This is a genomic window from Nostoc sp., from assembly GCF_036919575.1.
GTDB lineage: Bacteria > Cyanobacteriota > Cyanobacteriia > Cyanobacteriales > Nostocaceae > Nostoc.
The window spans coordinates 1-21,843 of sequence record NZ_JBALBY010000087.1 but is presented as its reverse complement, the minus strand read 5'-3'; the positions used below and the strand labels follow the sequence as shown (position 1 = coordinate 21,843).

Annotated in this window: 17 protein-coding genes; 7 read left to right on the top strand and 10 right to left on the bottom strand. The window is 43.5% G+C overall.

What is annotated here, in order from left to right; translation table 11 throughout:
• Positions 1–12 precede the first annotated feature (12 nt).
• The gene (locus V7K27_RS22655) at positions 13–1,176 is read right to left on the bottom strand and encodes a choice-of-anchor tandem repeat GloVer-containing protein (protein WP_334950323.1); all 1,164 of its coding nucleotides are present in this window, start codon (positions 1,174–1,176) and stop codon (positions 13–15) included.
• 646 nt (positions 1,177–1,822) lie between these two features.
• Between V7K27_RS22655 and argC the strand changes: the two genes are divergently transcribed.
• The 3 genes from argC to V7K27_RS22640 all read left to right on the top strand — a co-directional run bounded on the left by argC (position 1,823) and on the right by V7K27_RS22640 (position 6,217).
• Positions 1,823–2,797: an N-acetyl-gamma-glutamyl-phosphate reductase gene (gene argC, locus V7K27_RS22650; protein ID WP_334950322.1), complete on the top strand. Its 975-nt coding sequence runs from the start codon at positions 1,823–1,825 to the stop codon at positions 2,795–2,797.
• 373 nt (positions 2,798–3,170) lie between these two features.
• The gene (locus V7K27_RS22645; RefSeq protein WP_334950321.1) at positions 3,171–4,586 is read left to right on the top strand and encodes a folate/biopterin family MFS transporter; all 1,416 of its coding nucleotides are present in this window, start codon (positions 3,171–3,173) and stop codon (positions 4,584–4,586) included.
• Positions 4,587–4,717: 131 nt separating this feature from the next.
• Positions 4,718–6,217: a carotenoid oxygenase family protein gene (locus V7K27_RS22640; protein WP_334950320.1), complete on the top strand. Its 1,500-nt coding sequence runs from the start codon at positions 4,718–4,720 to the stop codon at positions 6,215–6,217.
• Positions 6,218–6,298: 81 nt separating this feature from the next.
• Here V7K27_RS22640 and V7K27_RS22635 read toward each other — a convergent pair whose 3' ends face one another.
• The 3 genes from V7K27_RS22635 to kdpB all read right to left on the bottom strand — a co-directional run bounded on the left by V7K27_RS22635 (position 6,299) and on the right by kdpB (position 11,279).
• A complete protein-coding gene (locus tag V7K27_RS22635; RefSeq protein WP_334950319.1) occupies positions 6,299–7,456 on the bottom strand; it encodes a universal stress protein in 1,158 nt (385 codons plus the stop codon).
• 137 nt (positions 7,457–7,593) lie between these two features.
• Positions 7,594–8,196, bottom strand: a complete 603-nt coding sequence (kdpC, locus tag V7K27_RS22630; RefSeq protein ID WP_334950318.1) for a K(+)-transporting ATPase subunit C — start codon at positions 8,194–8,196, stop codon at positions 7,594–7,596.
• 977 nt (positions 8,197–9,173) lie between these two features.
• Positions 9,174–11,279 carry a potassium-transporting ATPase subunit KdpB gene (gene kdpB / locus V7K27_RS22625; protein ID WP_334950334.1) on the bottom strand — a complete coding sequence of 702 codons (2,106 nt, stop codon included), beginning with the start codon at positions 11,277–11,279 and terminating at the stop codon, positions 9,174–9,176.
• A gap of 205 nt (positions 11,280–11,484) precedes the next feature.
• Between kdpB and V7K27_RS22620 the strand changes: the two genes are divergently transcribed.
• Entirely contained in the window at positions 11,485–11,760 is a 276-nt protein-coding gene (locus tag V7K27_RS22620; RefSeq protein ID WP_334950317.1) for a hypothetical protein, read from the top strand.
• Positions 11,761–12,461: 701 nt separating this feature from the next.
• On the opposite strand, the gene kdpA is transcribed toward V7K27_RS22620, so the two are convergent.
• Positions 12,462–14,147: a potassium-transporting ATPase subunit KdpA gene (gene kdpA / locus V7K27_RS22615; protein WP_334950316.1), complete on the bottom strand. Its 1,686-nt coding sequence runs from the start codon at positions 14,145–14,147 to the stop codon at positions 12,462–12,464.
• A gap of 171 nt (positions 14,148–14,318) precedes the next feature.
• Between kdpA and V7K27_RS22610 the strand changes: the two genes are divergently transcribed.
• Both V7K27_RS22610 and V7K27_RS22605 read left to right on the top strand, forming a co-directional pair.
• The gene (locus V7K27_RS22610) at positions 14,319–15,416 is read left to right on the top strand and encodes a sensor histidine kinase (RefSeq protein ID WP_334950315.1); all 1,098 of its coding nucleotides are present in this window, start codon (positions 14,319–14,321) and stop codon (positions 15,414–15,416) included.
• Positions 15,417–15,564: 148 nt separating this feature from the next.
• Entirely contained in the window at positions 15,565–16,236 is a 672-nt protein-coding gene (locus tag V7K27_RS22605) for a response regulator transcription factor (protein WP_334950333.1), read from the top strand.
• Between the two features lies 1 nt (position 16,237).
• On the opposite strand, the gene V7K27_RS22600 is transcribed toward V7K27_RS22605, so the two are convergent.
• From V7K27_RS22600 to V7K27_RS22585, 4 genes are all read right to left on the bottom strand, one after another.
• A complete protein-coding gene (locus tag V7K27_RS22600; protein WP_334738668.1) occupies positions 16,238–16,573 on the bottom strand; it encodes a XisI protein in 336 nt (111 codons plus the stop codon).
• Entirely contained in the window at positions 16,561–16,977 is a 417-nt protein-coding gene (locus tag V7K27_RS22595; RefSeq protein WP_334950314.1) for a XisH family protein, read from the bottom strand. The genes V7K27_RS22600 and V7K27_RS22595 overlap by 13 nt, the downstream gene beginning before the upstream one ends.
• Before the next feature lie 330 nt (positions 16,978–17,307).
• A complete protein-coding gene (locus V7K27_RS22590; RefSeq protein ID WP_334950313.1) occupies positions 17,308–18,516 on the bottom strand; it encodes a 4-hydroxy-3-methylbut-2-enyl diphosphate reductase in 1,209 nt (402 codons plus the stop codon).
• Between the two features lie 61 nt (positions 18,517–18,577).
• On the bottom strand, positions 18,578–19,411 hold the full coding sequence (locus tag V7K27_RS22585; protein WP_334950312.1) for an SGNH/GDSL hydrolase family protein: 834 nt from the start codon (positions 19,409–19,411) through the stop codon (positions 18,578–18,580).
• Positions 19,412–19,434: 23 nt separating this feature from the next.
• Here V7K27_RS22585 and V7K27_RS22580 point away from each other — a divergent pair, with 23 nt between their 5' ends.
• Positions 19,435–19,578 carry a hypothetical protein gene (locus V7K27_RS22580; RefSeq protein WP_334950311.1) on the top strand — a complete coding sequence of 48 codons (144 nt, stop codon included), beginning with the start codon at positions 19,435–19,437 and terminating at the stop codon, positions 19,576–19,578.
• Positions 19,579–19,645: 67 nt separating this feature from the next.
• Here the strand turns inward: V7K27_RS22580 and V7K27_RS22575 are convergent, their stop codons facing one another.
• The gene (locus V7K27_RS22575) at positions 19,646–21,043 is read right to left on the bottom strand and encodes an ammonium transporter (protein WP_442947640.1); all 1,398 of its coding nucleotides are present in this window, start codon (positions 21,041–21,043) and stop codon (positions 19,646–19,648) included.
• Positions 21,044–21,843 lie beyond the last annotated feature (800 nt).

The window sequence follows — 21,843 nt, the reverse complement described above, 5'->3', positions numbered from 1 at the left end:
TTGTCTTTGAGGCTATGGTGTAAATTTAAACACAGTTCCTTGTCCAGAAGCGCCACCAGTAGAGGCGGTACCGTAAAATGCACCATTAGCAAGTTGAATTAGCGTGGACTGGGGAGTTGCCCCATTCGTGCCATTAAAACTAAATAACAAAGTGATGGTTCCTCCACTCAACCGATAGATGGCTCCTTTATTATTTGCACCACCTGTAGAAGTTGTACCATAGAAGTTACCGTCACTTCCTTTTGTGAGTGCAGCTGTGGGGTTAGCTCCATTGCTGCCATTAAAGCTAGCAACTAAAACCGGTGTACCGCCACCGAGCGGAATCTTGAATATAGCTCCTTTATTACTGGCTCCACCTAAGGAAGTCGTGCCATAGATAAATTTAGCAGATTCAATTAATCCAGCCTGGGGACTTTGCCCATTAGCACCACTAAAGCTATATGAAGTTATTAGTCCTGCGGGAGTTAACTTGAATGCCACACCTTTATTAGTTGCTCCACCGGCTGAGGCGGTGCCATAGTAGTTTCCGTCAGTAGCTAATTGCAACCTTGCCAATGGAGTTGCGCCATTAGTACCGTTGAAGTTAACTACGATAGTGGGGACACCACCAGTTAGCGGAATCTTGAATATAGTTCCTTTACTGTTGACTCCACCGGCAGAAGTTATCCCCCACAAGTTGCCATCCTTACCTGAAATCAATCGACCTGCTGGTTTGGCTCCATTAGTGCCATTGAAATTTGAAAGATTTGTCAGGGTTGTAAAAGTTGTTTTTTGCAACTTAAACAACGTACCGAAGTTATTTGTACCACCTGTAGAGGTCGCACCATATAGATTGCCATCACTTGCTTGGAATAATCTCGCAACTGGATTAGTTCCATTGGTTCCAGTGAAGTTAACTAGTGTGGTCAGAGTACTAAAAGTAGTACCACTTAATTTGAATGCTGTTCCTTTACTTTGCGAACCACCTGCGGAAGTAGTTCCATAAAGATTGCCATCGCTCCCTGGAAGCACGCCTGCACTTGGGGCCGCTCCATTAGTACCGTTGAAATTTACAACGGTCGTTAATGTTCCTGCAAAGGCTTGTTGCAAGGGCAATACTAATGGAGACGCTAACACAGCCAGGGAAGTTAAAATCAATACTCTATTCTTGTTTTGACGTTGTTTGCACAGATTCATCTTGTTCACTTAACTCCTACAAAAATTTGCTCCGGCACGAACCCGAATTGAAGAAGAATGCAGAATCCAGAATTCAGAATTCAGAATTCAGAGAATCTCCTTCAGACTGGGCATAGCGATTCTCATATGGATGCAATACGCTATGGGGCGCAAGACTTTGCACTCCTCAACATATATGTATTCCATACAATTGAAAACAGCTATAATAGCTTGACATAACAGATTTTGTAGTAGCTGCTTTTGTGATATCAGGTACTATAAATTCGTTATTTAAGCTAGTTTTTAGTGAGAACTCACCAGGAATTTTGGTATAGTCTTGGTCAGGAAGAATTCAGAAATCCTCTGGCTGCCTACACCGAAATGCCTGTATTCACACTTAGGTTAATTGCTGAAAGTTAGATCATTTACGACCTCGGTAAAGAGAATAACATACTCATTATTTTTTAGATGTCGTGAGCAACACAAAAAAATTTAATTAAATTTTTACGTCTGCGATGGAAATCCGATTTGATTTTTGAAAAAACTCTTGTAGGGCGCTCATGTTGCCCACCCCACAAGAAGTAGTTGAGTATTTTTTTTGTCAGTCCCTTATCTGAGATCAAGTAAGTATTAATCAGTCAAAATATCACTCACATATCAGAAGCACATGACTACTAAACCGAAGATTTTCATTGATGGAGAATCGGGAACCACAGGCTTACAGATTTACTCACGCCTCAACCAACGCGATGACATGGAGTTAGTTAGCATTGATGCATCTAAACGTAAGGATGCAACTGAACGAGCTAAACTAATCAATGCCGTCGATGTTGTCATTCTCTGCCTGCCTGATGATGCCGCCCGCGAAGCTGTTAGTTTAGTCAGTAGTAGTACGGTTAAAATCCTTGATGCTAGTAGCGCCCATCGCACAGCTAAAGGCTGGGTATATGGCTTTCCTGAACTAAATCCAGGACAGCGAGAGAAAATCGCCAGCGCCCAGTTTGTCAGCAATCCCGGCTGTTATCCTACAGGATTTTTAGCTTGTATCCGTCCGTTGATTGCCAAGGGACTTCTGAAGAGTAACTTTCCCATCACCGTTAATGCAGTGTCAGGTTATTCTGGTGGCGGCAAGAATCTGATCAAACAGTACCATACCTTCCATGAACAGCAAGCTGGGGGAGAGTCGCTCTACCCCTATGGCATCTATGGTTTACAGTTTGGACATAAGCACGTTTTGGAAATGCATCAATATTCGGGGTTAGCATCACCGCCTCTGTTCGTACCGGCAGTGGGAGATTTTGAGCAGGGGATGTTGGTGCAAGTGCCTTTGCCACTAGGGGTTTTGGATAATCCACCATCGGGTGAGATGATTTATCAAGCGATCGCTAACTACTACCAAAGTGAAAAATTCGTCCAGGTTGCTCCATTCCAAGATTCTACTCTGCTGAGAGACGGAATATTTCTGGATGCGATTGCAATCAATGGCACCAATATTGTTCAGGTTTTTGTATTCGCCAATGACACCACCAAAGAAGTGTTGCTAGTTGCTCGTCTTGACAACTTGGGTAAGGGCGCATCGGGAGCCGCAATCCAAAACCTAAACATCATACTGGGTTTTCCAGAAGAGTTGGGATTGTGTTGAAGAAGAATTCAGGAGTCAGAATTCAGGAGTCAGAATTCAGGAGTCATACCATTTCATACAAACCCTGATACATATAGATTTCTCGTAGTGGCACAGCATTGCTCATGCGTGTCAACTTAGAGCCAGGGCGAATAGAATTCGCGGCTACACAAACAAAGTCCACCTTCGTGGACTAATACAAAACCAAGGATTCTTAACCCACGAAGGTGGGTTTTGTCTGTGTAGACGCGGTTTCTAACCGCCCTTTTAACGTTAAGTTGACACCAATGAACATTGCTGTGCCCCTACCAACGTATTTGTATCATTCTCCTGACTCCTGAATTCTGTTTCGATATGATAGAAAAGTAAATAAAAGTTAAAAAATCTTTATCGAATGGTGCTTCAATCATCTGGCTTGTCCAAGGTCAAAGATTCATTAACACAAAAAATCTTCTTGGGTAATGAACCTAATGCAGAATTAATTGCAATTCTCACCGTTTACTTTGTCCAAGGAATTTTAGGGTTATCGCGTTTAGCCGTTAGCTTTTTCCTCAAAGATGAACTGCTGCTGAGTCCAGTCCAGGTGTCGGCGCTATTGGGAATTGTCTTTCTACCTTGGATGATCAAGCCGGTGTTTGGCTTTATCTCTGATGGCTTGCCGATATTTGGCTATCGTAGGCGTCCTTACTTGATTTTATCCGGGATACTGGGATCTGTTTCCTGGGTAAGTCTGGCCACAATAGTTCATACTAGCTGGGCAGCGACATTAGCGATCGCTCTTAGTTCTCTCTCTGTGGCCATGAGTGACGTGATAGTTGACTCGTTGGTTGTCGAACGAGCCAGAGGGGAATCGCAAGCGAGAGCCGGTTCACTACAATCTCTGTGTTGGGGTGCTTCGGCGATCGGAGGTTTAATAACAGCATACTTTAGCGGTCTGCTGCTGCAATATTTTACTACCCGTACCGTCTTTGGGATTACTGCCTTATTCCCTCTCATCGTCTCAGGGGTAGCTTGGTTAATTGCTGAGTCGCCCGTTAACAAAGATGCTCAAGATAGTAATCACACCAACTCTTTACCAATCAAACATCAACTGGGGCAGCTACGCCAAGCCATTAGCCAAAAATCAATCTGGCTACCAACGGCGTTTATCTTCATCTGGCAAGCTACCCCAAATGCAGACTCAGCCTTTTTCTACTTCTCTACCAACGAACTACACTTTCAACCAGAATTTTTGGGGCGAGTGCATTTGGTGACAAGTTTCGCTTCTTTAGCAGGTGTTTGGATTTTTCAACGTTTCCTCAAAAGCATCCCTTTTCGCGTGATTTTTGCTTGGAGTACCGTCCTTTCCTCAGTTTTGGGGATGACGATGCTGTTGTTAGTGACTCACACAAACAGGCTGTTAGGTATAGATGACCACTGGTTTAGTTTGGGTGATAGTCTTATTCTCACCGTGATGGGAAAAATTGCCTTTATGCAAGTGATGGTGCTAGCAGCAAGGCTTTGTCCCTCTGGTGTGGAAGCGACATTATTTGCCTTGTTAATGTCGGTGTTTAATTCCGCAGGAACAGTTTCCCATGCATTAGGGGCATTAATCACCTATTGGCTGGGGATAACCGCAACAAACTTTGAGTCACTTTGGCTATTGGTGATAATTACTAACCTCAGTACGCTGTTACCCCTACCATTTATCAACTGGCTACCTGCTGCCCAGGAGCAAACTGAGACATCAAAAGATGGGGAACAACCGTTTTTGCCTGATTTGATGTCTGAGTTGGTACTGAGAGAATCAGAGTCGAAAATAGTGGAATAGGTATTGAAGAAGAATTCAGAAGTCAGAATTCAGGAATCAGAATGAATCAGTCGGGGATTCAGCAAAGTCGCAAAGAAATTCTTTTAGCGGCTAGATATTTTCGTGCGAGTTAACAACAAAAAATAAAGTAGATGCAGAGTTTTAAAAGTCAAGAAAGCCCAGTTACAGAAAAATCCTACACTCGTGCAGACTGGGAAGGAGGATATAAATCTCTCACCCAAGAGTTTGATTATTGGATTGATGATATCGAAGGGCAAATTCCCAGAGAATTACAAGGTACGCTGTTTAGAAATGGCCCTGGTTTGCTGGATGTGAATGGGCAATTTCTTCATCACCCATTTGATGGGGATGGGATGATTAGCAAAATTACCTTTACCAACGGTCGCGCTCATTTTCGCAACCGCTTTGTCCGCACAACTGGCTATTTGGCAGAGCAAAAGGCGGGAAAAATCCTCTATCGTGGTACTTTTGGTACTCAAAAACTTGGCGGTTGGCTAGCGAATATCTTTGACTTCAAACTTAAAAATATCGCCAATACAAATGTTATTTATTGGGGTGGGAAACTGCTAGCACTGTGGGAAGGTTCTGAAGCACATCGTCTCGATCCCTACACTCTTGAAACCTTGGGGAATGAATATTTTAATGGTGTTTTGTCAGCAGGTGAAGCTTTCGCTGCACATCCCCGGTTGGAAAAAAATTGTAACCAAGATGGGGGTGAACCTTGCCTAGTAAATTTCTCGATTAAGCCGGGATTATCTACCACAATTACTATTTTTGAACTAAACCCAGCAGGTGAAATTGTCAGACAGCAGGCTCATAAGGTTCCAGGTTTCTCTTTCATTCACGATTTTGTGATTACTCCCAATTACTGCATCTTCTTTCAAAATCCTGTTACCTTTAATCCCATACCTTTCGCCTTGGGAATTCGTGCGGCCGGAGAATGTATCAAATTTCAGCCAAATCAGCCAACTCAAATTCTAATTATTCCCCGCTTCCCCAAAGAAGGGCAAGAAAAGATAAAAAGTTTGGAAACTCAATCGGGTTTTGTCTTCCACCATGTTAATGCTTTTGAGGTAGGAGAGGAAATTTTGATTGACTCCATTTGCTACCAAGAATTATCAAAAGTCCAACCTAAAAGCGATTTTCGACAAGTTGATTTTGAGGCGTCTTCACCTGGGCAACTCTGGCGATTTTATCTGAATCTAAAGGATGGGACAGTCCGGCGGGAATTGATTGATGGCCGTTGTTGTGAATTTCCCAGCATACATCCGGCGAATGTGGGACGCTCTTATCGATATTTATATATAGCTGCGGCTCATGGAGAGACTGGTAATGCTCCCTTACAAGCATTACTGAAAATTGATTTAGAGTCTCTTGAAAGACAATTTTGGAGTGCTGCACCCCGTGGTTTTGTCGGTGAACCGATTTTTGTGCCGCGCCCAGGTTCTGAGAAGGAAGATGATGGTTGGGTATTAGCTTTGGTTTATGATGCTGCTGATCACCGTTCAGATTTGGTAATTTTGGATGCTAGTGATTTCTCTGCATGTGCGATCGCTCGGCTACATCTTAAGCATCATATCCCTTATGGTCTGCATGGGAGCTTTACTTCTGAGATTTTTGAGGAAATATGACTAATGACTAATGATTAATGACTAAATCGGCGGGCGGCTATCCCGAACATCCCTTGAAGAGATGGGATTCACGCCGATTTTCTATTTGGGTGAAACCCTTTTTTCGCTGGAAATGATATGCAAATCGATATTTTTGAGCAAACGGACTAATTTTTGCGTCAAAGATCCTTTGAGGAACATTTGCCAGCGCGATCGCTGACTTTCACCAATTACAATTTGAGTGATCCGATATTTCTCAGCGACTTGGGCGATCGCATTGGCGACGTTACTATTCGTAATACGAAGAAAAGTACCTTCAAATTCTTTACAAAGTTTCTCACAAGTGTCAATATGTAGGCTTTCCTCCTTGGTGAGGAAGCGTTCTGGATTGGCAACGAACAAGGTATAAAGTGGAGCATTCATATAGTTAGCCAGCCTCGCAGCCCGGCGTAACAGCTGCACTGAGTTGGGATAAGTGGATATGCACACTAAAACCCGCTCGTGAATATTACAGGATTGGCCGTTGGGGATAGTGGCGATCGCATTTTCTTCTACGTTGTCTGCGACTTCGCGCAAAGCCAACTCCCGCAAAGCAATCAGGTTACGACGGTGGAAAAAATTATCGAGGGATTGTTGGATTTTTTCGGGTGCGTAAATCTTCCCTTCTAATAATCGTTCTTGGAGTGTTTCCGGTGTGACATCTACTAGTACTATTTCATCTGCTTCATCCAGAATCCTGTCAGGAACCCGCTCACGGACTACCACACTTGTAATTCGGGCTACTAAGTCATTGAGACTTTCCAAATGTTGCACATTCATTGTGGAATAGACATCAATACCTGCTGCCAAAACTACTTCTACATCTTCGTAGCGTTTTTCGCGTGGTGAACCAGGGACATTAGTATGGGCAAGTTCATCGATTAAAACTAATTGGGGCGATCGCTTTAAAATAGCATCTGTATCCATATCCGTTAGCGTCAACTCACCCCGAAGATATTGCTTGCGGGGTAAAATCTCCAATCCCTGTGCCTTCTCAGCTGTTTCCTTGCGCCCGTGGGTTTCCAAAAGCCCAACGAGAACATGAATCCCTTCATGTTTGAGTGAATGAGCCTCTTCCAGCATCCGGTAGGTTTTGCCTACTCCAGGAGCCATACCAATAAAGATTTTATGTTTCCCCCGCCGTCGTGCCGGATAAAACGAGTAACTTGCAGAATTTAAAGGTGCAGTGCCAGCCGAACTAGTATTACTCTTATCTGACATTTTATTCTTGGTTTCTATAGCAATCCTATTTTATCGGAAAGGAAAACAGGGCTTTACCCATGCCCCATGCCCAATGCCCCATGCCCCATGCCCCATGCCCAATGCCCAATGCCCAATGCCCAATGCCCAATACCAATTTATTGATTTTGCTGACGATTAATATCTTGCAAGTCAAGAGCATAATTTAATCGGAGAACATTGACTCCTGGTTCGCCAAAAATCCATAAAAATCTGTCATCAGTATACTTATTAATTAAAGGTAGGATCTCATCTTCTTTGACTCCACGCGCACCAGCAACCCGCGTCAATTGCTGCCGTGCTGCTTTGAAGGAAATATGCGGATCTAAACCGGAGCCAGAAGTATAAACTATATCAGCGATCGGTTGAAGATTTTCGTCTCGCAATTGATTTGCCTGTTCTAGAATCCGCTTTAGTAGCTCTGGATTACTAGCAGCGAGATTGCTGGCTCCAGATATGCCAGTTGGCTTGGCTCTTTTTCCTTGGCTATATCTAACAGTACTGGGACGAGGATGAAAATATCGCTCAGATGTGAACACCTGCCCAATCAAAGCCGAACCAATTGGTTCATTATTTAGATTCCGCATGATGCTGCCGTTAGCTTGATATGGCAGAAAAACTTGACCCACTACCAGGATAATCAGAGGATAGATAATTGCAGTCAACAACCAAAGCATCAGAGTTATGAAAATTGCTCTGATGGTTTCTCGAATCATAGCCATAAAGATTTTCCAATTGCTGCTAATATTTTATTTTTAACGTGTTGCGGAAGTCCCCACCCTCAACTCGAAGTCACGGGTGGGGATAGGGAGCGGACGGCGACGAAACTAACTCCGACCAATATTAGCCGTTAGGCTAATTAGGCTCGGAGTTGGTTGAGAAGTCGTCAATTTTGGGACTAGGCAGCCTGTCGATCCAATCCTCAACCAACTGCGTAACTGTTTTTTCTTTGCTTTGTGCATAAGCCTTAAGTTTGTCGTTCCGTTTCTGCGATAACCTAACTCTGATGGATCTTTCTTTCATAATGTATCGCTATGATGGATACGTCTATGTTATGATATAAATGGTCGATGACCCGCCAACTGTATGGAACATAAGGGCTAACATCAAAGTAGTAGTAAGATACTTGCCGTAGAAACATCAGAGACTGGATAAAGAACACTGTTAGCTGGTTGACTATTGTCGTGAATCCAAGCGGTGTTGTACGAAACAAAAATCAAACTGCCTGTGGTAGATGGGCGGCTGCCTGTGGACGCTGTGTAAGACCATCACGAGATTTAGTTCTCGACTTCTTCGGAAGTTCCTAACGTGGCAACGGCGGATGAGACGGGAAACTCCGAAGACGAATAAAACCGTCATTGTTTTTCTGAGATTGGAAGCTTCAGCGAAGCAAGTTGGGGTACTTCACTTTTTTATCTAAACAGAATTCAGGAGTCAGGAGTCAGAATAAATTGGAGTCCGACTGCCCTTAACGTAGCCATAGCAATTGCACGTAGCCTCATCCGTACCCCTACGGGGAAACAAGCTTCGCGTAGCGTCTTTGACAGGAGAAGGGCGAATGATATACCGTTTCCTAATCACATCAGGTACATCTTAGCCCCCTCTCGAAGAGCGGGGAGGGGGTTGGGGGTGGGGTTCTTGGCCGATAACCGCTATAAGTGGGTTTAAGACTCCTGCTAAATCTCGTTTCCCAGGCTCCTTAAGCCAAGCCCACAAATGTAATTAGTATATCGATCAACTTAATGGCGATAAACGGCGCGATCGCACCACCTAAGCCATAAATTAAGATATTGCGTTCGACTAGCTGATTAGCTGTCAGGGGTCTAAACCGCACACCTTTCAATGCCAAGGGAATCAAAGCGGGAATAATTAAAGCATTATAAATCAGCGCCGATAGTACAGCAGACTTAGGGCTAGTCAAATTCATAATATTTAGCTTTTGCAGGTTAACAGCGACAAATATCACTGGGATAATTGCAAAGTATTTCGCAATATCATTAGCGATGGAAAATGTCGTCAATGCCCCGCGAGTAATTAACAATTGTTTGCCGATGCTAATGATATCGATCAGCTTTGTGGGATCGGAGTCCAAATCAACCATGTTGGCGGCTTCTTTTGCAGCTTGCGTCCCTGTATTCATCGCTACGCCGACGTTAGCTTGGGCTAATGCTGGAGCATCGTTAGTTCCATCTCCCGTCATGGCAACCAGTTTGCCTGCTGCTTGTTGGCCTTTAATGACGTTGATTTTGTCTTCTGGTGTGGCTTCGGCAATGAATTCATCCACCCCAACTTCTTTGGCAATCACAGAAGTTGTAATTCGGTTGTCTCCAGTCACCATGATGCTACGCACTCCCATCCGTCGGAGTTGCTCAAAGCGATCGCGGATACCAGGTTTCACAATATCTTTAAGATAAACAATCCCATAGATTTCGTTATCTAGGCTGACTGCAAGGGGTGTACCTCCCAGGCGAGAAACGTGTTCGTAGGCAGCATCCAATTCTGGGGTATCGCGTCCGTTGTGGGAACCGACAAATCCTTTAATGGCTCCGACTGCTCCCTTTCTGGCCTCATATCCACCGGGCAAGTTAGTGCCACTCATGCGTGTTGTGGCGGAAAAATCGACTGCTTCTGCCTGACTGGAATCAAAATCAAGCCGTGCTACTAACATTTCTGCCAGTCGGACAATGGATTTACCTTCTGGTGTATTATCAAAAACACTAGCTGCCCAGGCAACATACGCAATTTCCGACATTGAATGACCGTTGATCGGAATAAACTTTTCCGCCAAACGGTTGCCGAGGGTAATTGTACCTGTTTTATCGATAACTAAAGTGTTGACATCACCACAGGTTTCAACTGCTCGTCCTGAACTGGCAATGACGTTAAATTGAGCAACTCGATCTATTCCACCAATGCCGATGGTACTTAGTAAGCCGCCAATGGTTGTAGGAATTAATGCCACTAACAGGGCAATCAAAATTGGGATGCTGACTGGACTGTTGACATAGTAGGCAAGTGCAGGCAGAGTTACCACAACAAACAAAAACATTAAGCTCAGAACTGTCAGCAATACTGTTAGGGTAATTTCATTGGGTGTTTTGCTGCGTTCTGCCCCTTCTAAGGAGCCAATCATCCGGTCAATGAAACCTTTGCCTGGATCGGATGTGATCCGGATAATTAGTTCAGATGAGATAATCCGCGTCCCACCTGTGACGGAACTAGCAACGTCGGAACCTGATTCTTTTAATACTGGTGCAGATTCTCCAGTAATTGCCGATTCATCTACTGAGGCAATACCCATGATTACTTCGCCATCGGCGGGGATGATATCGCCAGCAACGACGTAGATGGTATCGCCCTGTTGGAGGCTGGTGGATGAAACTTCACTAATTGTGCCATCGGCAGCAAGTTTTTTAGCGATCGCCTCTGATTTTGTTAATCGTAAGGCATTAGCTTGGGCTTTCCCCCGCCCTTCTGCCAGTGCTTCGGCAAAATTGGCAAACCAAACTGTCAAGAATAAAATCCCCGACAATAAGCCGTTGAAAAGTTGCGGGTTCTTTTGCAGGGCTGGGCCAAATAGATCGGGATCAATTGTGAGCAATAGGGTGATGATTGTCGCTAGCCAAACTATAAACATCACGGGGTTTTTGATTATATGCTTAGGGTTTAGCTTGACAAAAGCATCTTTAATTGCCCTGAAGTACAGCCACTTATGACTTGCCCTGGCCTTTTTACGTGCTTGGCGGCGATCGCCAGAACGAGAATTTGGGCGTCTAGCTTTGAAGTTAGTTGCCACTTGATTTATAAATAAAGTTAGGAGTGAGAAGTTAACGCGATGTGCGACTTATTCTTGGAACCCCGCTTCCATTCCTCTCCCCGAAGGGTCGAGAGGCTTTGATTTTTGCTCCCCAACGCTACAAGGGTTGGGGTTGGGGGTTAGGTTTGAGAGAAAGTCGCACATGGCGTAAGTTAGGAGTTAGGAGTGAGAAGTAGGGCTGTCAAGGTGAGTCTTGTATTCATTACTAGCTCAGAACTCGGAAGTTGAGCCTTTGAACTCGGAAGTTGAGCCTTTGAACTCGGAAGTTGAGCCTTTGAACTCGGAAGTTGAGCCTTTGAACTCGGAAGTTGAGCCTTTGAACTCGGAAGTTGCACCTTTGAACTCGGAAGTTGAGCCTTTGAACTCGGAAGTTGAGCCTTTGAACTCGGAAGTTGAGCCTTTGAACTCGGAAGTTGCACCTTTGAACTTGGAAGTTGCACCTTTGAACTCGGAATTTTCAAAATTCTAAAAGAACAAGTGAAGATTTTGTTTGAACGAATATGAAATTTAAGCTACATATCACCTTGACAGGGCTGGAGTTAGGAGTTATGACAAACTTCCAATAAAAAAAAGATCCAAGGGATTTCCAAGAAATAAATTATTCAATCTTGTGGCGTGGGCAACATGAGCGCCTTTGGTTACTGGGCGCTCATGTTGCCCACCCCACAATAAATAATTGGATATTTTTTTATTTGTCAGTCCCTAATCTGTAGGGTGCGTTAATAACGCACCATGTGATGAAGGTGCGTTAGGCGATCGCTAACAGACCCTACGAAACCGGATAATTTATTTTTAGGACTTACGCACAAGAGATCCCCCAACCCCCTTAAAAAGGGGGCTTTTAAGGTTCCCCCCTTTTTAAGGGGAGCCAGCGCGGTCTTGGGGTCTCCCCAAGTGGAGCGACTGGCGTGGGTTAGGGGGGATCTAGGTTTCAGGTTTTGAGTGCGTAAGTCCTGATTTTTTAGTATTTTGTTAAGGGACTGACAAATAAAAAAACATCCCAAATTTTCTTGTGGGATGGGTGTCCTCACCCGTCCTATATTCAGGGCGGGCAGGATGCCCACCCCACAAGATGGATAATTTATTTCTTGGAAGTCCCTAATTCCAAACTCATAACTCATAACTCATAACTCATAACTCATAACTCATAACTCATAACTCATAACTTTTCTAACCGCCAGATGCTAGTTTCAAACCCTCAGCTATGGGGCCTAAAGCGAGAACGGGGAAGAAAGTCAACACTCCTAAAACCAGTGTCACTCCGGCGGTGATACCAGTAAATACCAGAGAATCTGTTCTCAGCGTACTTGGGGTTTCTTGTACTTGTTGTTTGCGAGACATCCCATCAGCGAACAGCAGGATGGCAATTATCGGAATGTAGCGTCCTCCAATTAAGCTAACTAAAGTACTCAAGTTCCACCATAGGGTGTTATCCCTCAACCCCTCTAAGCCGGAGCCATTATTTGCTGCTGCTGAGGCATATTCATAAACTACTTGAGAAATGCCGTGATAGCCAGCGTTGCTAATTCCAGATAGGGAGATGGGATAAGCTAAGGCGATCGCACTGGGAATTAAAATTAGAATTGGGTGAATCAACAGCACCACGCCAGCGAGGACGATTTCCCGCTTTTCAATTTTGCGTCCTAAAAACTCTGGGGTGCGTCCTGCCATTAGTCCAGTTAGGAACACTGTGATAATTAAGTAAATAAATAAGTAAGCTGTTCCAGTTCCCTGTCCACCCCAGATCACCCGCATAAACAAGTTGAAGAGAGTCGAAAATATTCCTTGCGGCATCAAAGAATCGTGCATCCCATTCACAGCCCCAGACATCGTAGCCGTAGTCATCACTGCCCAAAATGCCGTCTGCGCCCAGCCAAATCGAACTTCTTTCCCCTCTAAATTGGGCTGTTCTAATCCAAAGGTGTTATTAACTAGGGGATTTCCTTGCAGTTCTCCCACGGCTGTCACTCCCACCAGAACGACAAAAATCACAAACACCATCCAAAAAAGTAGCCAAGCTTGTTTGATGTTGTTGGCAAATATACCATAAGTGTAAATCAAGGCTGCTGGTATAGAAATCATCGCGATCATTTCTATCAAGTTAGAAGCGCCATTGGGATTTTCAAAGGGATGGGCTGAATTGACGTCAAAAAAGCCACCGCCGTTATCGCCCAAAAGTTTGATCATTTCAAATGATGCCACTGGGCCTCTGGCAAGATATTGCGTTCCACCGTCTAAGGTTCTCACATCCATAGTCCCAGCTAATGTTTGTGGTACACCTGATACAAGCAAGGCGATCGCACCAATAATCGAAATCGGCAGCAATATTCGCGTAATCCCACGCACGAGATCGACGTAAAAGTTGCCCAGTCTTCTACCCGTCAACCCGCGAATAAAGGCAATTCCCACGGCTAAACCAGTGGCTGCGGAGGTAAACATCAAAAAGCCTAAAGCTGCTACCTGGCTAAAATAACTTAAGGTTGTCTCACCAGCATAGTGTTGCTGGTCGGTATTCGTCACAAATGAAATGGTTGTGTGCAGCAATACATCCCATGCAGTAGCACCGAAGCCGTTAGGATTCCAGGGTAAGAGTTTCTGATAATAGATTAGGAAATATACTGAAATGCCCATCAGGAAGTTGCTATACAGTACAGCCCGGATATACTGCGAACCCGTCATATCATCTTTTCTCCGAACACCCGCTACTACGAACATACTTCGCTCTATGGGGTTCATTAAAAAATCAAGTAGCGTTCTTTCTCCCAAAAAGACACGCGCTATGTATTTTCCGAATAGTGGAGTGATTGCGATGACGATACACAGAGTTAAGCCAATTTGCAAAAAACCTTGTCCCATATATTTTGCGCTCAATTAAATTTAAGTGCTAGTAAGCCAATTTTTAGAAATAACAGATTAACTGTTGAAGTATTTGATTTTGATATATAGATTACAGATAGATCATAATTGGTGAATTAAATAGTTGTAAAGATTGTAGTATAAGGATTTTTTAGTAAATCATAAATGACAATGTTAACTCGATTATTGACTATAAAAGAAGCTATAAGTCAGCGTGGGGAGACATATGGGCTAATCGCGATCGCCTTTAGTATCGTGATAGTGCTAGAATATATGACACCCCCTGAGTACGTATTTGGCTACCTGTATACAGGAACGATTTTGTTAGCAGATTCTCGATTGAATCGGCGAGCCGTTTTGGGGATCACTTTTGCAGCTACAGGATTAACATTGTTGAATTTGTTTGTCCCTGGAGGAGAAATGATTAATCCTCCCACGTTGGCAAATCGGTTGATTGCAGTATTGGCGTTGGTGGTAACGGGTTGGTTAAGCGATCGCAACCACCGCAATGAAGAAGCGATCGCTTATACGCAAGCACAATTACGCTCTCAAGAACAACTAGCGATCATGCGTGAAGATTTTGTTTCTACCCTAACGCATGATTTGAAAACACCCCTATTGGGAGCAATTGAAACACTGAAATATTTTCAAAATGAGCAATTTGGTGAAATCACGCCAATGCAAGCAAAAGTCCTCCAAACAATGGCTCGTAGTCATCGGAGTACACTGCAATTAGTCCAAACTCTTTTAGATGTGTACCGCAATGATACCGAAGGGCTGAAACTACAGATATCACCTGTTAACTTGGTGACAGTGGCGGAGGAAATCATTGCTACCCTGACTGAACTAGCGAGAACACGTCAGGTTTATATTTCTCTGCACTATGGCGAATCCGATTTTCGGAGCTTTCTCTGGGTAAATGGCGATTCTTTGCAACTTGGGCGAGTCTTCACCAATCTCCTCAGCAATGGCATTAATCATACCCCCCGTGGCGGTAAAGTAGAAGTAGTACTTGAAGGTTATTCTAGCGATCAAGTAGTAAAAATACTCGATACTGGTTCCGGTATTACCGAAGAAGAGTTACCCCACTTATTTGAAAGGTTTTATCAAGGACATAGCGATCGCCACGTCTCAGGATCTGGATTGGGGCTTTATTTGACCAGACAAATTATAGTAGCTCATGGGGGTACAATTTGGGCAGAAAATCGCTCACCACGAGGCGCACTGTTTGGTTTCCGACTCCCAGCTTATCCACCACCGGGGAGTTGAGAAATCAATTCAAAATTCAAAATTCAAAATTCAAAATTGAAGAACTCTTGCCTTCTGCTTTCTCTTTCCCAATGACAAATGACAAATGACAAATGACAAATGACAAATGACAAATGACAAATGACAAATGCCCAATGCCCAATTACAAATGACAAAAATCTTACTTGTTGAAGATGATGAATTATTTCGGCTTGGTCTGCGGATGAGGTTGCAACAAGAAAGTAGTTTGGAGATTGTCGCAGAGGCAGAAGATGGGGAACAAGCTGTAGAATTAGCAAATCGCTATCCCCTGGATTTGGTCTTGCTGGATATAGGTTTACCGGGAATTGGCGGGATTGAGGCTTGTCGCCAAATCAAGCAGAAGCACCCAAATTTACCAATTCTCGTTTTAACGTCTCGTTCGGAAAAACCCTTGATTTCACGGTTAATTGCGATCGGGGCGCAAGGTTACTGTCTCAAAGGTATTCCAGCTGAGTCTCTAATATTGGCGGTGCGATCGGTTGCAGCCGGGGCTTCCTGGTGGGATCAAACAGCAACAACAGAAATTAGGGCGGCTTTTGATGTCAATTCTCTGGCGATGCTACCTACAAAAGAGGAATCCTTAGAAAATCCCTTAACGAAGCGGGAGCAAGAAATTTTGGCATTGGTAGCAACTGGCAAAAGTAATCAAGAAATTGCTGAAATTCTCTACATTGCCCCTGGTACAGTGCGGGTTCATGTCCATGCTATTTTGCAGAAACTAGAAGTACGCGATCGCACTCAAGCCGCAGTTTTAGCTATCCAAAAAGGATTGGTAGCACCAGAATTATTAATAAATTAGATTAACCCACAGCAAATCCCGTATATTGCCTTACCAATGGTTCATTAAATGCCAAAACAATATCTTCCTTTGGCACTCCTAACTTTACTAACTCATTAGCAATGCCAATCTCAGTTCCATCATATTGTATCCAAATCTTCCCATCTTTGATATCAAGATGCAAAACACAGCCATATTGCCGTCGTCGATTCTTCCAGCCTACATATACTAATTGATAGTGATCGTGAATAGTATCAAAAATAACTTGTTTTTCTATTTCACTCTTTGACGAACTTCGACTAGCATATTCTGCCAGTGATTGTTGAATATAACCTCGATATTGCTCTAATTTTTCCATTCTACAATCACCTCATTCACAGGATCGTAAACGATTAGCTTTAGTTGAGAGCGCTGAATAACAATTTGAATAAATTGCAATGCGAAGAAGCTGCTATAAGTTCCGAAAGGAACAGCTAAATATAAAACTCGTTCTGGTTCTTGAATCTCTAAAGCAATTTTATAGTTGAAACATTGACCCAATGCTGTATGAAATTCGTAAATATTTGATGCACCAAGAAAACTCTTAATCTCAACCGCTATTTTATCTCCTGCTCTCTCAGCTGCTAATATTGCCTCTGCACCCAAATCAATGTACATTTCAACTCCACCGACTTCAATCTCTAGAGGATCATCTGTAATCACCCAACCTTCTTTCTCTAGCCCTTTTCTAACAGCATCATGAAAAACATCTCTTGCAGCCATTCAAATATAACTTTCTTAATTATGTAGACGCGGGAAGTGCGGCTTCCCTCAGGGTATTACGAAGTGGTATTGTCTTTAAATATAGCACTGGTAAAGCCAATACCTGACCTCATCGATATTCTCGTATTCCTAATTATAAATTATTAATTACTAATTAAAACTTGACGCTAATTAATAATTATGAATTATTCCGTCAACTTTGGTAGAATAAAGTTTATAGTGTTTGCTCATAAACAGCCATTTGTTTTAGTTGATCTAAAAATTATCAATAAATAGATGAGCAATTAACACCCCTCAGTGTTGCTAAAGAGGGGTTGGAGGTGAGGTTTTTTAAACCAGTGTTGCTGTTGCTTTCACAGCAAAAATTTTCTCAATCACATCTTCTACCACCTTATCTGGCGTGGAAGCACCAGAAGTAATTCCTACAACAATTTCTCCATCTGGCAACCAGTTTTCTGTAGTTATTAACTGCCCATTTAATTGCCGATGTTCAATGGAATATCCTGATTTCAGGCGTTCAACAGTATCAATATGATAAGAAGGAATTCCCCGCTCAAAAGCAATTTGTTGCAATTGAGTAGTATTCGATGAATTAAACCCACCAATTACTACCATCAAATCTAAATTATGTTGCACTAACTCCAGCATGGCATCTTGCCGTTCTTGGGTAGCATCACAGATAGTGTTGAAGCTTTGGAAATGCTGATTTAACTCGGTAGGGTTATACTTCTGCAACATAGTCCGCTCAAAAAGCTTACCAATTTGCTCAGTTTCGCCTTTAAGCATCGTAGTTTGATTTGCAATGCCAACTCTTTCCAAATCTTGATCGGGGTCGAATCCTGCTGAACAAGCTTTAGCAAATTTTGTTAGAAACTCTTCACGATTTCCACCATTGAGAATATAGTCAGCAACATATTCTGCTTCTGGCAAATTCAACACTATTAAATACTTGCCAGCAAAAGAACTAGTAGCAACTGTTTCTTCATGCTTATATTTACCGTGAATAATGGAAGTGTAATCGACTTTTTTGTGCTTTTCTACTGTGTTCCAAACTTTAGATACCCAAGGACAAGTTGTATCAACAATTTTGCAGCCTTTATCGTGAAGTATCTGCATTTCTTGAACGCTAGCCCCAAAAGCGGGTAATATGACTACATCACCAGTTCCAACAACAGAAAAGTCTTTTTGATTTGCTTCAATGGGGATGAATTCTACTTCCATCTCCTGCATTCGCTGATTTACAGAAGGGTTGTGAATAATCTCGTTAGTAATCCAGATGTGTTCTGTGGGGAAGTGCTGACGGGTTTCGTAGGCCATGGCCACAGCCCGTTCTACACCCCAGCAAAAGCCAAAGGCTTGTGCTAGTCGGATTGTGACATCACCGCGTTGTAGAGTGTAATTGCGATCGCGGATTTCCTGAATCAAGTTACTCTGATACTCAGATTGCAACTGGGTAGCAACTTCTGCTTGATGACCAAAGCCTTTGCGATTGTAATTTTCTGAATGTTGGAGGCTGCGCTTAAAAGCTTTTGTATCCATTAGATTTGTCTACTTAAACCACTATTTTTTATTTTCTCGCACCCAGACGCGATTTATAAGATTAACGTTGGGATTTTAATTCGATGTCGCTATAAATCTGCAATGCAGAACGCCAAACTATATAGCCTTCAGGACTTAAGTGTAAGCCATCAGTAGTAAATTCCCGGCGGAGATTACCTTGCTTGTTGGTAAACAGGGGATATAAATCGAGATATTTGACACCTTTTTTGGTAGATATGCTTTGCAGTTGCTGATTCAACTCACGAATGCGACTATTGGCAACAATCAACAGTTTTTCTCGTCCTTTCCAAGTTGCTTCTTCTGCTCCATGTGGCAAAATCGATTGGACAACAATTTGTGCTGTGGGATGCATTTTTCGTAGGTAACTGATAATTTGCCGTTGATGATCTAAAATTACCCTGTCGCTCATGCCCCTAATTAGGTCATTAATGCCAATCATCACAAAAATCACCTCTGGCTGGGTGCGGTCAAATATATTCAATCTTTTCAAAAGTCCATTGCTGGTTTCGCCAGAAATTCCTTGATTGAGCCAATTTTTACCTTCGGGTAATAACTCAGGCGGAAACCACAAACTCAGAGAATCTCCCGCCAGTATAGTTAAATGTGGAGGACGTTGGTCAGAGGCGACCTTAGCTTCTTGCTTGAGGATATCTACCCACTCTTGGTAAGTGAGTTGGTGACGGCGACCCAAATCAGGAGTAGCAATTTGGCGATCGCTGTTCAGGTTGATTTGCTCCGGGGATGTTATTATCCCAAAAAAAGCGGACAATCTCTGCTGTTGCCAAATTAGCAGAATCACCGCCAACATGAGGATGCCGTTGGTTAACAGCGACAAAAATGCCCAGATCGGAAAGGTTTTAAATGAAGTAGACACGACTAGCCAAATTTACCAATTATTTGAATCAAATTTTAACGCTAGCGATCGTAAATAACACAATCTTAAATTGGGGAGTGGGGAGTAGGGAGTGGGGAGTGGGGGATGAGGGGGATGAGGGAGATCAGGGAGATCAGGGAGATGAGGATAATTATCTTAACTCCTAACTCTTAACTCCTAACTCTTAACTCCTAACTCCTAACTCCCTACTCCCCACTCCCTACTCCCCACCCTTTACTGAGTAGGACGATCGCCAAACTCGGAGTTATAACCTTCTTCACCGTGTTCGTTGATATCCAAACCTTGTAATTCAGCTTCTTCTTTGACTCGCAGCCCGACTGTCGCATCGATAATCTTGAGAATAATCCACGTACCAACACCTGCGATCGCATAGGCAACGGCAATTGCTACTAGTTCAACTCCCAATTCACCAAAATTACCACGTAGTACTCCGTCTTTACCTCCTCCGTTGACTTGAGTGGTAGCAAAGATGGCTGTTAAAATCGCACCGACTGTACCACCAACCCCATGCACGGGAAAGGTATCTAAAGCATCGTCAATTTCTAGCTTGTGCTTGAAACTGATCGCGTAGAAGCAAACAAAGGCGGTGATGAAACCAATTAAAATCGCTGAGAGCGGTGTGACAAATCCGGCGGCGGGTGTGATGCCCACCAAGCCAGCAACGGCTCCGGTAGCTGCTCCCACTGCGGTTGGTTTACCCCGTAAACTTGCTTCCAAAATTAGCCACATTAAAGCCGCCGCCGCCGCCGCCGTATTGGTGGCAACAAAGGCTGTTGTTGCCACATTTGTGACTAAATCACCAGAAGTTCCACCAGCAACAGATAAGGCACTTCCAGCGTTAAAACCGAACCAACCAAACCACAGCAAGGCAGCACCCAACAAAATAAACGGAACGTTGTGTGGCGGGCTAAGACGATCGGGATGGGTTTTCCGAGGCCCAATAACGATCGCAGCTACTAGGGCGGAAACGCCAGAACTAATGTGAACTACTGTGCCACCGGCAAAGTCGAGGGCACCCAAACCACCATACAAACCTAAAAATCCACCTTTCGCCCATACCATGTGAGCCAGGGGAGCGTAAACAAAGGTTGACCACAGTAGGACAAACAGCGAATAGGCGCGAAAACTCATCCGCTCTGCGATCGCTCCAGAAATTAAGGCTGGGGTGATAATGGCAAACATGGCTTGGTAAATCATGAATGCCTGATGAGGTATCGTTCCGGCATAGGAGACGACTTCCGCCGGATTTGAGCCTTTGAGATAATCGGTTACTTCTAAACCGACACCATTCAACCCGAACCATTGCAATCCACCGACAAACGGTAAACCTGGCGCAAAGGAAAGACTATAGCCCCACAGAATCCAGCTAACTCCCACAATCGCCATCAACACAAAGCTCATCATCAATGTGTTTAGGACGTTGCGCGATCGCACAAATCCACCATAGAAAAACGCTAATCCTGGTGTCATTAGTAGTACCAGTGCTGCTGAAATCAGCATAAATGCCGTATCTCCAGTATCAGCAGTCGGCACAGCAGCGACTGGTGTTTGGGCGAAAGCATTGCCCATCAGTGGTACTCCCAAAAACAGTAGGGTGATAGCCCCAATCATCACAACTTTCTTCAACACTTCTTTTTCTTCCTAAGACTAACGATTTGTATTCTTAACTACATTTGATTACTTTTATTGACACATTTTTGTCTTGAAAGATACTTAACCGAAATTATTTGGAAATGTTAACAAAAATATAAACCTGATTGTAGTTGCCAAAATTTAAATAAGGGTGTATCCATTGAATCATCGCATCTTTTTTTGAAGAATACCATTTTATCGAAACAGAATTCAGGGGTCAGGAGCCAGAATTCAGAATGAATTTTAAACGAAAAAGCGGATGAATCAGGGGATTGAAGACCACTAAATCTTCGATTTAGTGGTCCAGGACTTACGCACTTTACAAATTGAGCATTATGTGGATATCAAGCTTATTAAGATAAAAGTCTTGCCCTGCCTCGTTCCCAGGCAGAGCCTGGGAATGTGATCACTGGGAGGGCTGCTGCCTCCTGTCAAATTGGGAGGCAGCAGCCCTCCCACAAGAGCATTACAAGGCTCTGCCTTGTAACGAGAGGTGATGCACATTTGGTTATGTCTGTCAATGCGTAAGTCCTAAGTTGATGTGCAGCTAAATTGCATAACACGAAAACCCAAAAATATTGTAGTGCGGGCAACATGAGCGCGTCCAATATACAAATTAAATACGCAACAGCTTATAGTCTTCAATCAGTGGGGGATTCAGACCCGCCACTGATTGATTCTGACTTCTGACTCCTGAATTCTGACTCCTGAATTCTGACTCCTGAATTCTGACTCCTGAATTCTGACTCCTGAATTCTGACTCCTGAATTCTGACTCCT

Bases quoted from the DNA above. Each gene is read 5' to 3' on its own strand.
- argC (WP_334950322.1), top strand. From the start codon at position 1,823: ATGACTACTAAACCGAAGATTTTCATTGATGGAGAATCGGGAACCACA.
- V7K27_RS22590 (WP_334950313.1), bottom strand. From the start codon at position 18,516: ATGGATACAAAAGCTTTTAAGCGCAGCCTCCAACATTCAGAAAATTAC.
- V7K27_RS22600 (WP_334738668.1), bottom strand. From the start codon at position 16,573: ATGGAAAAATTAGAGCAATATCGAGGTTATATTCAACAATCACTGGCA.
- V7K27_RS22635 (WP_334950319.1), bottom strand. From the start codon at position 7,456: ATGTCAGATAAGAGTAATACTAGTTCGGCTGGCACTGCACCTTTAAAT.
- V7K27_RS22645 (WP_334950321.1), top strand. From the start codon at position 3,171: ATGGTGCTTCAATCATCTGGCTTGTCCAAGGTCAAAGATTCATTAACA.
- V7K27_RS22575 (WP_442947640.1), bottom strand. From the start codon at position 21,043: ATGATTGGGGCTATCACCCTACTGTTTTTGGGAGTACCACTGATGGGC.
- V7K27_RS22655 (WP_334950323.1), bottom strand. From the start codon at position 1,176: ATGAATCTGTGCAAACAACGTCAAAACAAGAATAGAGTATTGATTTTA.
- V7K27_RS22605 (WP_334950333.1), top strand. From the start codon at position 15,565: ATGACAAAAATCTTACTTGTTGAAGATGATGAATTATTTCGGCTTGGT.
- V7K27_RS22595 (WP_334950314.1), bottom strand. From the start codon at position 16,977: ATGGCTGCAAGAGATGTTTTTCATGATGCTGTTAGAAAAGGGCTAGAG.
- V7K27_RS22640 (WP_334950320.1), top strand. From the start codon at position 4,718: ATGCAGAGTTTTAAAAGTCAAGAAAGCCCAGTTACAGAAAAATCCTAC.
- kdpC (WP_334950318.1), bottom strand. From the start codon at position 8,196: ATGGCTATGATTCGAGAAACCATCAGAGCAATTTTCATAACTCTGATG.
- V7K27_RS22610 (WP_334950315.1), top strand. From the start codon at position 14,319: ATGTTAACTCGATTATTGACTATAAAAGAAGCTATAAGTCAGCGTGGG.
- kdpA (WP_334950316.1), bottom strand. From the start codon at position 14,147: ATGGGACAAGGTTTTTTGCAAATTGGCTTAACTCTGTGTATCGTCATC.